11 protein-coding genes are annotated in these 12383 nt (G+C 71.7%); 7 read left to right on the top strand and 4 right to left on the bottom strand.

Translation table 11 applies throughout. The features are described from left to right. Positions 1-120: 120 nt before the first annotated feature. From QM611_RS07965 to QM611_RS07955, 3 genes are all read right to left on the bottom strand, one after another. Positions 121-807 carry an HAD hydrolase-like protein gene (locus QM611_RS07965; protein WP_415079377.1) on the bottom strand — a complete coding sequence of 229 codons (687 nt, stop codon included), beginning with the start codon at positions 805-807 and terminating at the stop codon, positions 121-123. A 244-nt stretch (positions 808-1051) separates the two neighbouring features. Beyond that, a complete protein-coding gene (nucS, locus tag QM611_RS07960) occupies positions 1052-1747 on the bottom strand; it encodes an endonuclease NucS (RefSeq protein WP_415079376.1) in 696 nt (231 codons plus the stop codon). 107 nt (positions 1748-1854) lie between these two features. Next, on the bottom strand, positions 1855-3075 hold the full coding sequence (locus QM611_RS07955; RefSeq protein WP_415079375.1) for an MFS transporter: 1221 nt from the start codon (positions 3073-3075) through the stop codon (positions 1855-1857). 59 nt (positions 3076-3134) lie between these two features. Between QM611_RS07955 and QM611_RS07950 the strand changes: the two genes are divergently transcribed. The 7 genes from QM611_RS07950 to mnhG all read left to right on the top strand — a co-directional run bounded on the left by QM611_RS07950 (position 3135) and on the right by mnhG (position 10571). After that, positions 3135-4193, top strand: a complete 1059-nt coding sequence (locus tag QM611_RS07950) for a LacI family DNA-binding transcriptional regulator (protein WP_415079374.1) — start codon at positions 3135-3137, stop codon at positions 4191-4193. A gap of 62 nt (positions 4194-4255) precedes the next feature. Beyond that, on the top strand, positions 4256-7213 hold the full coding sequence (locus QM611_RS07945) for a Na+/H+ antiporter subunit A (RefSeq protein ID WP_415079373.1): 2958 nt from the start codon (positions 4256-4258) through the stop codon (positions 7211-7213). Then, entirely contained in the window at positions 7210-7731 is a 522-nt protein-coding gene (locus QM611_RS07940; protein WP_415079372.1) for a Na(+)/H(+) antiporter subunit C, read from the top strand. The genes QM611_RS07945 and QM611_RS07940 overlap by 4 nt, the downstream gene beginning before the upstream one ends. Continuing rightward, on the top strand, positions 7728-9320 hold the full coding sequence (locus tag QM611_RS07935; RefSeq protein WP_415079371.1) for a Na+/H+ antiporter subunit D: 1593 nt from the start codon (positions 7728-7730) through the stop codon (positions 9318-9320). The genes QM611_RS07940 and QM611_RS07935 overlap by 4 nt, the downstream gene beginning before the upstream one ends. Next, complete coding sequence (locus QM611_RS07930; RefSeq protein WP_415079370.1) at positions 9317-9937, top strand: Na+/H+ antiporter subunit E; 621 nt, start codon at positions 9317-9319, stop codon at positions 9935-9937. Before QM611_RS07935 ends, QM611_RS07930 begins: the two co-directional genes overlap by 4 nt. Then, entirely contained in the window at positions 9934-10203 is a 270-nt protein-coding gene (locus QM611_RS07925) for a monovalent cation/H+ antiporter complex subunit F (RefSeq protein ID WP_415079369.1), read from the top strand. Before QM611_RS07930 ends, QM611_RS07925 begins: the two co-directional genes overlap by 4 nt. Continuing rightward, positions 10200-10571 (top strand): monovalent cation/H(+) antiporter subunit G, encoded by a 372-nt coding sequence (gene mnhG, locus QM611_RS07920; protein ID WP_415079368.1) that lies wholly within the window; start codon positions 10200-10202, stop codon positions 10569-10571. The genes QM611_RS07925 and mnhG overlap by 4 nt, the downstream gene beginning before the upstream one ends. Positions 10572-10781: 210 nt before the next feature. Here mnhG and QM611_RS07915 read toward each other — a convergent pair whose 3' ends face one another. Beyond that, positions 10782-12356, bottom strand: coding sequence for a PucR family transcriptional regulator (locus QM611_RS07915; RefSeq protein WP_415079367.1), 1575 nt, complete (start codon positions 12354-12356; stop codon positions 10782-10784). Positions 12357-12383: the final 27 nt, after the last annotated feature.

The following is a 12383-nucleotide window of genomic DNA, read 5'->3' as shown; positions in this document are numbered from 1 at the left end:
CGCGCGCGGGGGCTGCGCGCCGCGCGGCGCAGCGCCCACACGAGCACGACGACCGCGATCGCCGCGACACCGAGCACGATCGCGGTGGGCGCGACCCAGCCCAGAAGGGTTCCGACGACGTCAGGCTCCATCGCTCGGCTCCGGCAGCAGCAGCGCGCGCAGGGCGGCGACGTCGTCGACGGCGGCCTGCGCGCCATCGGCCTCGTGCGGCCAGCTGAACCCCCAGCGCACGAAGATCACCGGCACGCCGTGGTCGGCGGCGCCCTCGACGTCGTGGTGGCGGTCGCCGACGAGCACGGCACGGTCGGTGCTCGCGCCGGCCGCGCCGAGCCGGCGCAGCGCCTCGGCGACCACGTCCGACTTCGAGCTGAGCGTGCGCTCATCGGCGGTCGCGCCGACGATCGCGGAGAAGTACGGCGTGAGGTCGAAGTGCTCGAGCAGAGCGAGCACCTGCGTCTCGGGCTTCGAGCTCGCGATCGCCTGGGGGATGCCGGCGGCGTGCGTGTCGTGCAGCAGCTCGGAGACTCCGGGGAACAGGCGCGCGCCGCTGGCGTACCCCTCCTTCGCGGCGAGCGCGCGGTAGAACACGAGCGTGTCGGCGGCGTCGGCGGGCGACATCCCGAGCTGCGCCTGGAACGAGTCGAACAGGGGCGGGCCGATCCAGTGCGCGAGCTCCGCGCGCGTCACTTCGGGATGGCCGACGTGCCGCATCGTCGCCCGGAGGCGGCGCAGGATCCCCTCCGACGCGTCGACGATCGTGCCATCCAGGTCCCACAGCACACAGGACCACGGCGACCGAGACGACATGCCCCCAGCCTATTCGGCGTCAGACCGATTGCTCCGCAGTCGGTATGTGCGGGTGCCCGCATGCGGCATGCGCAGTTGGCGACTGCTGAGCGGGTGGGGTGGCGCTCAGCAGTCGCATTGCGTGGGTGGCAGCCGGCGGCACCCGCAGTTGGTGACTGTTGGGCCTGTTGGGCAAAGCGGCCTGTGGGGCAAAGGGCGGTGAAGCGGGGCGCCGTGAAGAGGGGTGCCGTGAAGCGACGCGGGCTCAAAACAAGCGCGGGGCGCCCGATTCGACGCCCTTCATGTCGTCGTAGTCGAGAGTGACGCAGCGGATGCCGCGATCGGCGGCCAGCACGCGGGCTTGCGGCTTGATCTCCTGCGCGGCGAACACGCCGCTCACCGGAGCGAGGTGCGGGTCGCGGCCCAGCAGCTCGAGGTAGCGGGTCAGCTGCTCGACCCCGTCGATGTCGCCGCGGCGCTTGACCTCGACGGCGACGGTGCCGCCCGCCGGGTCGCGCAGCAGCAGGTCGACAGGCCCGATCGCGGTCGGGAACTCACGCCGCACGAGCGTCAGGTCGTCGCCGATCAGCGACACCTGCTCGGCGAGCAGCCGCTGCAGGTCGGCCTCGACGCCATCCTTCTGCAATCCGGGATCGACGCCGAGATCGTGCGACGAGTCGTGCACGATCTCGTGGATGCGCACCAACAGCGAGTCGCCCGACTTCGCGTGCGTCACCCGCCACAGCTGCACAACGCCGTCCGCCGCCTCGTCGTCGTCGGGCTCCTCCACGGCGAGGTGGCACGGCGGGCTCATCCAGTTCAGCGGCTTGTAACTGCCGCCGTCGGAGTGCACGAGCAGGCTGCCGTCGCCCTTGTGCACGAGCAGTCGCGTGGCGAGCGGGAGGTGCGCGTTGAGGCGTCCGGCGTAGTCGACGCGGCAGCGGGCGATGACGAGGCGCACTCGACGAGCCTACTCGCGCGGGCGAAGGTGGCGTGTTGTGTCGGGTCGGGGGGAGGGATGCGGCGCGTTGCGCCACCTTCACAGAAGGGCCGCGCCCGCAGCGCGCCTCAGTGCCGCCCGGCGCCGACCTTCGAACCCGCGAGCGGCTTCGTCGCGCCCGAGAACAGGCCCGACAGCACGATGAGCACGACGATGATCCACAGCGTGGGCAGAATGCCGACATGGTGGCTCACCCAGCCGAGCACCGGGGGGCCGGCCAGGAACGCGAGGTACCCGATGGTCGCGGCGGCGGAGACGGATGCCGCGGCCTTGTCGGGGTCGTCGGCGGCCGCCGACATCCCCAGCGGGAAGCCGAGCGAGGCCCCGGCGCCCCACAGCGTGGCGCCGATCATCGCGACCGGCAGCGACGGCGCGAGGATGAACAACACGAGCCCCCCCGCCGCGAGCACGGCGAGCACCCGCAGCGTCAGCACGCGGCCCATGCGGTCCACGAGCGGGCCGCCGAGGATCCGCGTCAGCGTCATCGCCACCGAGAAGATCGTCAGCGCGATGGCGCCTGTCGCCTCTGTCGCGTCGTGGCCGTCGACGACGGCGATCGCGAGCCAGTCGTTCGCGCCGCCCTCGGCGAACGACATGCCGAGCATGACCATCCCGATCGCGTAGATGCGCGGATCGCGCCACACCGAGAGGAACGCGGCGAACCGCTCGCGTCGAGACGCCGCCGGCGCATGGCCGCCGACGGCCTCGCGCACGGGCACGAAGCGCAGCGACAGCAGACCGCCCGCGAGGATCAGCAGCGCGACCCCGCCCACGTGCCAGCCGACCGGCACCGCCCACGCCGCCATGCCGACGCCGACGCCCGCGCCGATGACGGTGCCGATGCTGAAGAACCCGTGGAACAGCGGCATGAGCGTGCGCTCGAAGGCCTGCTCGACGGCCGCGGCCTCGACGTTCATCAGCACATCGGTCGAGCTCATGCCCGCGCCCACGAACACGAGGCCCACGGCGGCGAGCGCGTACGACTCGACGACCTGGATCGACATCGTCGTGAACACCAGGCCGAGCGTGAGCGCCACGATCGTCGCGTGCATGCTGCGCCGCGCCCCCCACCGGGCGGCCATGACGTTCGCGATCGAGAGCCCGATGATCGAGGTCGCACCGAGCACCAGCAACAGCACGCCGAGCTCGAAGTCGTCGATTCCGAGGCTCGCCTTGACGGCGGGCAGGCGCGACGACCACGAGCCGAAGCCGAGGCCGGTGAGCAGGAAGATCGCGAAGATCGCGGTGCGCCAGCGCACCAGGGGGGCGCGGGACAGCTCGAGACGCATCGACACAGCCTACCGAATCGATTCGACTCGTGAAAACGCGCGGCGGTACGATTCCAGGGATGAGCACGCGCCGCGCCACGATCGCCGACGTCGCCCGAGAGGCGGGCGTCGCGCCGTCGACGGCGTCGGTCGTGTACAGCGGCAAGGCCGCCGTCGCGGATGCCACGCGCGCCCGCGTGCTCGAGGCGGCGGCCCGCCTCGGCTACACCGGCCCCGACCCGCGCGCCGCCTCGCTGCGCCGCGGGCGCAGCGGAATCGTCGGCGTCGTCTTCGGCGAGCACCTCGGGCGCGCGTTCCTCGACCCCGTCAAGACCCTGATGATGGACGGGCTCGCCGAAGCGGTCGCGCCGCTCGGCGCGGGCCTGCTGCTGCTGCGCGACGAGCCCGCCGCGGCCGACGCCCCCACTCTCACGACCGCCCCCGTCGACGCCGCCGTGCTCATCAACTGCAGCGCACGCCTGCGCGGCTCGCTGGCGGCGGCGCGGGCGCGCGGCATCCCGCTCGTCGTCGTGGAGGGGGATGCCGGAGAGGGCGTGCCGCGCATCGACCTCGACAACCGCGAGGCGCAGCGGCAGGCGGCGAGCCACCTGCGGGGCCTCGGCCACGAGAGCGCGGTGACCGTCACCCTGCCGCCGCATGCCGGATGGCGCCGCGGCTGGATGTCGGACGACGACGCGAGCGCCGCCTTCAACGTGACCCGCGACCGCCTCGCCGGCGTGCGCGACGTGTATCCGCGCGCCCCCGCCTTCGCGGCCGAGACGACCTCGATCGACGAGGGCGTCGCCGCCGGGCGGGTGCTGTTCGCCGGCCCCGCCGCTCGCCCGACCGCCGTCATCGCGCAGAGCGACTTGCTCGCGGCCGGTGTGATCCGCGCGGCCGAGGAGGCGGGGCTGCGCGTGCCGGCCGACGTGAGCGTGACGGGCTTCGACGGCATCGTCGTCGACGGCCTCGCTCCGTACCGCCTGACGACTCTCGTCCAGCCTGCCGCCGAGAAGGGCAGGGCCGCGGGAGTCATCGTCTCCACCATGCTCGAGGGCGGCACGGCGGCGGGCATCTTGTTCACGTGCGCGTTCCGCGAGGGCAACACCACGGCCGTCGCGCCGCGCTCGCCCCGATAGACTGGGAGCACCACCCGCCCGCCAGAGCCCGTCCTCCGGGCCGACGAGCTCGAGGAGTCGCCGTGCTGATCCTCCTCGCCGCGTTCGCGGGGGTGCCGCTTGTCCTCCCGTGGCTCGTGCGCCGTGTTGGCGCCCGCGCGTTCTACGTCGGTGCGGCGCTCGCGGCCGTCGCGTTCGCGCACACGCTCTCGCTCACGCCGGCCGTGCACGGCGGCGCGGCTCCGATCGAGTCCTACGACTGGATCCCCTCTCTCGGCATCCGGCTGTCGATGCGCATGGACGCGCTGGGCTGGCTCATGGCGCTCATCGTCACCGGCGTCGGCGCCCTCGTCATGCTCTACTGCCGCTGGTACTTCCGCGGCAAGAGCGAGGGGCTTGCCCAGTTCTCCGCCGTGCTGCTCGCCTTCGCCGGCGCGATGTACGGGCTCGTGCTCACTGACGACCTCGTCGTGCTGGTGATGTTCTGGGAGGTCACGAGCGTGCTCTCGTATCTCCTCATCGGCCACTACCATCGTCGCGGCGCGAGCCGTCGTGCCGCCCTGCAGGCGCTGCTGGTGACAACGCTTGGCGGCCTGGTGATGCTGATCGGCGTCGTGCTGCTGGTCGTCGAGGCGGGAACATCGAGCCTGTCCGCCATCCTCGCCGCCGCGCCCAGCGGGCCGGTCGTCGACGCCGCGCTCGTGATGATCCTCGTCGGCGCGCTGAGCAAGTCGGCGAACTTCCCGTTCCACTTCTGGCTGCCGGGGGCCATGGCCGCCCCCACGCCGGTGAGCGCCTACCTGCACGCGGCCGCGATGGTCAAGGCCGGCATCTACCTCATCGCGCGCTTCGCCCCCGCGTTCGCGTCCGCCGCCCCATGGCGGCCCCTCGTCATCTCGCTGGGCGTGTTCACGATGCTGCTCGGCGGCTTCCAGGCGCTGCGCGAGACCGACCTCAAGCGCATCCTCGCGTTCGGCACCGTGAGCCAGCTCGGGCTGCTCACCGTCGTGCTCGGCTACGGCACGCGCGATGCCGCGCTCGCCGGACTCGCGCTGTTGCTCGGGCACGCGCTGTTCAAGTCGTGCCTGTTCCTCGTGGTCGGCATCATCGACCGCCAGCTTGCGACCCGCGTCATCGGCGACCTGTCCGGACTCGGCCGCCAGGCCCCGGTGCTCGCCGCGTTCTCGATGGCGGCCGTGGCGTCGATGACGGGCATCATCCCCACGATCGGCTTCGTCGCGAAAGAGGGGGCGCTTGCCGCCCTCCTGCACGAGGCGGCCGGCGGCGCCGCGTGGGGCGTCGTCGCGCTCGCCGGCGTCGCGGCCGGGTCGGTGCTCACGATGGCGTACGGCATCCGCTTCGTGTGGGGCGCGTTCTGGACCAAGAAGGATGCCTCGGGCACGCCGCAGCCGGCGACCCCGTGGCCGCGCCCGCCCGTGGGCTTCGTGCTCGCGCCGTTGTTGCTGTCGGCGCTCACCGTCGCGGCCGGCGCCGCCGCTCCGGTGCTCGACTCCGCCCTCGCTTCGTACGCCGATTCGGCGCCGGCATCCACTCCCGGCGTCGCCGCGCCCGAGCACGCCGCGCACCTCGCGCTGTGGCACGGGCTCGAGCCCGCGCTGTGGATCTCGGTCGCCACGATCGGGCTCGGCGCGCTGCTTTTCGCCGGCCTGCGCAGGGTGGATGTCACGCGCCGCCTCCTGCGGTTCAGCGCCGCCGACCTCTACAACCTCTCGCTGCGCGGCATCGCGCGCGTGTCGGTGGCGACCACGAGCTTCACGCAGCGCGGCTCGCTGTCGATCTACGTCGGCACGATCTTCGTCGTGTTCGTCGTCGCCGAGGGCACGGTGCTGCTCGCCGACCCGGCATGGCGCGTGCAGCTCGAGGCGTGGCAGTCGCCCATGCAGCTGCTTGTGACGCCGCTCATGATCGTCGCCGCGCTCATCGCCATCAACGCCCGCAAGCGCTACACGGGCGTCGTCTTGGTGTCGGTGACGGGGCTCGGCATGGTGCTGCTGTTCGCCACGAGCGGCGCGCCCGACCTCGCACTGACCCAGATCCTCGTCGAGACGGTCACCCTCGTCGTGTTCGCGCTCGTGCTGCGTCGCATCCCCGCGCGGATGGGCGAGCACAACCGGTCCGTCCAGCCGGTCCTGCGCGCGGTGCTCGGCGCCGCCGTCGGCCTCACGATGGCGCTGGTGGCCGTGCTCGCCACGGGAGCGCGGGTCGCGGAGCCTGTCTCTGTGCGCTTCCCCGAGCTCGCGTACGAGCTCGGCCACGGCAAGAACGTCGTCAACGTCGCGCTCGTCGACCTGCGCGGCTGGGACACGATGGGCGAGCTGTCGGTGCTCATCCTGGCCGCCACCGGGGTGGCATCCCTCGTCTTCGTCACCCACCGGGCCGACACGCTGTCGACGCTGACCGCGCCGCTGCCCGACATGCGCACGCGTCGGCCGCTCGTGGAGACCGCCGACGGGCCCCGTCCGCAGATGGGCGGCGTCACGGGCCGGCGCGCGTGGCTCGTGGGCGGTCAGCGGATGCGGCCGGAGAACCGGTCGATCATGCTCGAAGTGATCGTGCGCATCCTCTTCCACACGATCATCGTCGTGTCGCTGTACGTGCTGTTCGCCGGCCACAACCTGCCCGGCGGCGGATTCGCCGGCGGCCTCGTGGCCGGAATGGCGCTGGTCATGCGCTACGTCGCGGGCGGGCGGTACGAGCTGGGAGCGGCAGCGCCGACAGACGCGGGGCGGCTGCTGGGAGCGGGGATGGCACTGGCCGTCGGCTGCGCGATCGCGCCGCTGTTGTTCGGCCTGCCGCCGCTGAAGAGCGCGTTGATCGAGATCGAGGCGCCGGTGCTCGGGCACCTCGAGTTCGTGACATCCACCATCTTCGACATCGGCGTCTACCTCGTCGTCATCGGGCTCGTGCTCGACGTGCTGCGCAGCCTCGGCGCCGAGGTCGACCGGCAGACGCAGGCCCTTCGACAAGCTCAGGGGCCGGATGCGGCTCAGGGGCCGGAAGCGCGGGGGGTGGCGGTGTGAGCACGTCCGGCATCCTCATCGTCGTCATGGCCGTGCTGTTCGCGTGCGGTGTGTACGCGATGCTCGAGCGCAGCCTCACGCGCGTGCTCATCGGCTTCCTGCTGCTGGGCAACGCCGTCAACCTGCTGCTGCTGATTGTGATGGGCCAGCCCGGTGTCGCGCCGTTCTTCGGCGAGGGGTCGGGCCTGGCGGGGGAGGGCGGCGACATGTCCGACCCGCTGCCGCAGGCTCTCACGTTGACGGCGATCGTCATCACATTCGCGGTGTCGGCGTTCCTGCTCGCGCTCATCTACCGCTCGTGGCAGCTCGGGCAGGCCGACACCGTCGAGGACGACGACGAGGACATCGCGGTGCGCGAGCGCGGGATCGACGCGGAAGACACGATGGACGACGACGAGGAGGAGGACGAGTCGATCGCCACCGACTTCGTCGGCGTCGACACCACGCCCGTCACGGTCGTGCCCGGCCTCGTCGACGACGCCCCGCTCGACCGGCCGAAGGGCGGCGACCGCCGATGAACGGGTTCATCGCTCAGCTCGCCCCGCAGCTCGTGCCGCTGCTGGTCACGCTGCCGCTGCTGGGCGCCGCCGTCGCCCTGATCTCGGGCCGCCACCGCCGCGTGCAGGTGGCCGTGTCGATCACGACGCTGTCGCTCGTGTCGGTGGTCGCGGCCGTGCTGCTGTACAGCGTCGACGTCGGCGACCAGCCGCTGGCTGTTTCGGTCGGGGGGTGGCCGATGCCGTTCGGCATCGTCTTGTACGTCGACCGGCTCGCCGCGCTGCTCGTCGTCGTCTCCAGCGTCGTGCTGCTCGCGGTGCTGCTGTTCTCGGTCGGCCAGGGCGCCGCCGACGGCGACGACGACACCCCGGTCTCGATCTTCCACCCGTCGTACCTCATCCTGGGCGCGGGCATCTTCAACGCGTTCATCGCCGGCGACCTGTTCAACCTCTACGTCGGCTTCGAGATCCTGCTCGTCGCGTCGTACGTGCTCATCACGCTCGGCAGCACCGAGTCGCGCATCCGCACGGGCGTTGTCTACATCGTCGTCTCGCTCGTGTCGTCGATCATCTTCCTCTCCGCGATCGCGATGATCTACGGCGCCCTCGGCACCGTGAACATGGCGCAGATCGCCGAGCGCGTCCACGAGCTGCCCGATGAGACGCAGCTCGTGCTGCACCTCATGCTGCTGCTCGGCTTCGCCATCAAGGCTGCCGTGTTCCCGCTGTCGTTCTGGCTGCCCGACTCGTACCCGACGGCGCCCGCGCCGGTCACCGCCGTGTTCGCCGGGTTGCTGACGAAGGTCGGCGTGTACGCGATGATCCGCACCGAGACGCTGCTGTTCGCCGACAACGACGTCAACCTGCTGCTGATCATCGTCGCGCTGGCCACCATGGTCGTCGGCGTGCTCGGCGCCATCGCGCAGGCCGAGCTCAAACGCATCCTGTCGTTCACGCTCGTCAGCCACGTCGGCTACATGGTCTTCGGGCTCGCCGTGGCCACCCCGGTCGCGCTCGGCGCGACGATCTACTACATGGTCCACCACATCGTGGTGCAGACCACCCTGTTCCTCGCGGTCGGCCTCGTCGAGCGCCGCGCCGGGTCGACCTCGATCCTGCGCGTGAAGGGCCTCATGCGCGCGGCCCCGGTGATCGCCGTGCTCTACTTCCTGCCGGCGGCCAACCTGGGCGGGCTGCCGCCGTTCTCGGGTTTCATCGGCAAGTTCTCGCTGTTCAGCGCGGCCGCGCAGGTCGGCACGCCCGAGATGATCGTGCTCATGGTCGGCGGCATCGTGACGTCGCTGCTCACGCTGTACGCGCTCATGCGGGCGTGGAACCTGTCGTTCTGGCGCGAGGAGGAGGCCGAGGCCGAGCACGAGGCCCCGACCGCCTACATGTCGTACCTCGTCAACGCGCCGGCTGCCGCCGTGCAGACCGAGCGTCGCGTCATCCCGCGCATCATGACGGCGGCGACCGCCGGCATGGTCGGCGTGACGGTGGCGCTGACCGTGTTCGCCGGGCCGCTCTACGCGCTGTGCGCGCGCATCGGCGACGGCCTGTCGCAGCCGGTGACGATCGTGCAGCTGACGGCCGAGGAGGAGAGCGGATGAGCGCCGCAGAGCCAGCGCCGGCCACGCGCCAGGAGGCGGCGTTGCCCGCAGCGGCGTGGACGCCGAAGCGCCTGTGGCGGCAGCTGCCGTTCTTTGTGTGGCTCGTCGCGCTCTGGATGCTGCTGTGGGGCCAGTTCACTCCGCTGTCGCTGGTGACCGGCATCGTCGCCGCGGTGTTCGTGGCCGCGGTGTTCCGGCTGCCGCCGGTCGAGCTGTCGGGCCGCGTCAACCTGTGGTGGGGCCTCGTGTTCGTGCTCGAGTTCTTGGTCGCTCTCGTCGTCGGTTCGCTCACGGTGGCATGGCAAGCGCTCGCGTGGTGGCAGCAGCCGGGCGCAGCGGTCATCGCGGTGCGCCTGCGCACCGACGACGACCTGATCATGACCCACACGGCGGTGACGGCATCCCTCATCCCCGGCTCGCTCATCGTCGACGTCGACCGCGGCCGCCGCGTGCTGTACCTGCACGTCATCGGCGTGCGCTCCGACGCCGACCTCGCGGGGCAACGCCGCAGTGTGCTGCACTGGGAGGAGCGGATCGTGCGGGCCGTGGGCTCGCGCGCCCAGCTCGACAAGCTGCGCGCCGACCCGGCGGCTCCGGCGGCGGGAGGTGCGCGATGACCCCGGTGGTGGCTGTCGGCCTCGTCGTGTTCGCGGCCGCCGCGCTGCTCGCGCTCGTGCGCATCGTGATCGGCCCGTCGATCCTCGACCGGGCGGTCGCGGCCGACGTGCTGCTGACCGAGGTGATGTGCGTCTTGGGCGCGGAGATGGTCGTCAACAAGCACACGCACACGCTGCCGGTGCTGCTCGTCGTCGCGGCGGTGGGCGTGTTCGGCTCGATCGCGATCGCGCGCTTTGTGGCCAGGAAGGACAACACTCCGCGATGAACGTGTCGGCAATCGATTGGGCCGCCGTCGCCGACGGCGCGGCCGCCGTGCTCGTGCTCGTCGGCGCGGCGCTGTGCCTGACGGCATCCATCGGCCTGCTGCGCTTCCGCGACGTGCCCGCCCGGCTGCACGCGGCCACCAAGCCGCAGGTGCTCGGGCTGCTGCTTGTCTGCCTCGCCCTCGCGCTGTCGCTGCGCACGTGGCCGGTCGTCGCGGCGATCGTGCCGGTGGTTCTGATCCAGCTCGCGACCGCGCCGCTGTCGGCGCACATGATCGGCCGCGCCGCGTACCGCAACGGCACGCTCGACGAGCGCGGACTGTACGTCGACGAGCTGCGCGAGGCGCGCGAGACCCCGCCCGCCGGCTGACCGGCTGGCCGCGCCCGCGGCGACGCCGTGGAGGTGGCGCGCTGCGCCGCATCCCATCTCCTGATGCGGCACGACGCGCCACCTCCGCACGCCCGGTGCCCGCTCCTTAGTTCGCCCGTCACAAGTTGTGGGTGTGCTTGGGCCCGCACCCGCACTTTGTGACGGGTGAACTGGGCGCATTCAGATTCGACAGGCCGGCGTTGCCGCCGCTCAGTGCGTGTGCAGGCGAAGGGCGAGCCTGATCATGAGCCGCGAGTTCGGGTCGTCGAGGTCGACCGGCAGCAGCTCGCGGATGCGGTGCAGACGCTGCAGCACGGTGTTGCGATGCACCCGGAGCGCCACTGCCGTCGCGGCGGCGTTCGACTCGAGGTCGAGATAGCTGCGCAGCGTGAGGATCAGCGCATCGCCGCCATCGGCCCGCCGCACAGGCTCGAGGCTCTCGAGCACCGCCTCCCTCGTGGCGCTCTCCGGTATCCAGTGCTCGATCAGGCGGTGGGCCGTCACCTGGTCCGCGCGGCGGACGAGGGCACTGCCTTGCTCCCCTTCGGCGAAGGCCAGTGCGCTCTGCGCCTCAGCGAGCGACGCCCCGATGCCAGCCGGGGAGTCCCGCGCGGTGCCGATCCCGGCCTTGAGCCGCACGCCTGTGCAGCTCAGTTCGACCTCGCGCATCGCCCGCTCGATGCTGGTGGCGAGCGTGGCGAGCTCTGGCTCGGACGGCCGCGTGCTCCACGTCTGCCAGAGCTCGGCGCGGCGACCGACGATCACCGGAGGCATGCGCACGCCTTGGCGCCGGAGTGCCTGCACCAGGAAGTAGGAGACGGCAGGCTCCGGGAGGTCTGAGATCTTGCTGTCGAAACGCAGCTGCACCGCGACATGCCATCCGAACAGCTGCCAGCCGTTGGCCGCCGTCTGCTCGATGAGCAGCGAGCTCGGATGCGCGCCGCTGTGCCGGATCTCCTCGAGCATCGCTCTCGAGCTTCCGTGGCTGCGCTCGTAGTCGAGTGACGCCTGGTTCAGATGGGCCGACAGCGCGAGTGCGCCGATCCTGAGCCCCACCGTGATGTGGCTGGTGTTCAACTCGCTCGGGCGTGGGGCGACGGCGCCGAGCCAGAACTTCGGGTCGTCCACGACGAGCGGGAACGCGGGCACAGCGAGCAGCAGCTGGCCGTCGGAGGTCGGGACCACGAAGTCGGTCGTCACGGTGGCGCGCCTCGCCATCTGATCGGCGAGCTCGGCCACGGGGGCCAGCTGCTTCCCGGCGATGGCACGCCCGTCCGGCCCGAAGAGGGCGGTCTCGGCGCCGAGATGGCGCGACACGCGTGCCACGAGCTCGGCGAGGTCCGCCGCCGGGCGGCGCATCACGGACGACACCGCGCGGATCGCGCCGGCGCCGATGAGATCGGGGTTGCGCACAAGGTCGTCGACGCGCGAGCGGAGAGTCTCGGGGTCGAGCAGCGGATAGCTCCAGAGCGCGATGCCGAAGCGTTCGCAGAGCCGCGCCGTTGAGAGGGGAGCCCTGCTGCCGTTGCCGCCCTCGACGACGACCCCGCTCACCCTGGCCGTGGCGGCCTGGCGCAGCACGATGTCGAGGCTGACATCTCCGAGCCGGGCCACTTCTGGCAGCACGATGGCAAGCGCGTTGGGGAGCTGACGGCCGGCCGCCGAGGTTGACGTGACGATCCCGACACCGGACACCACCCGCTCATGGGCGACGGCGCCGCCGAGCAGCATCGGCTCCGCCGACCCCTCGGAGAGCGCCCTAGCGATGGTGGTGACGGTGAGCATGGGAGCCTCGGCGATTGTGCGCAATAA

This window comes from Microbacterium sp. (assembly GCF_047606685.1).
Taxonomy (GTDB): domain Bacteria; phylum Actinomycetota; class Actinomycetes; order Actinomycetales; family Microbacteriaceae; genus Microbacterium.
The sequence above is the reverse complement of the archived record's forward strand: the minus strand, read 5'-3'. Positions and strand labels throughout refer to the sequence as shown.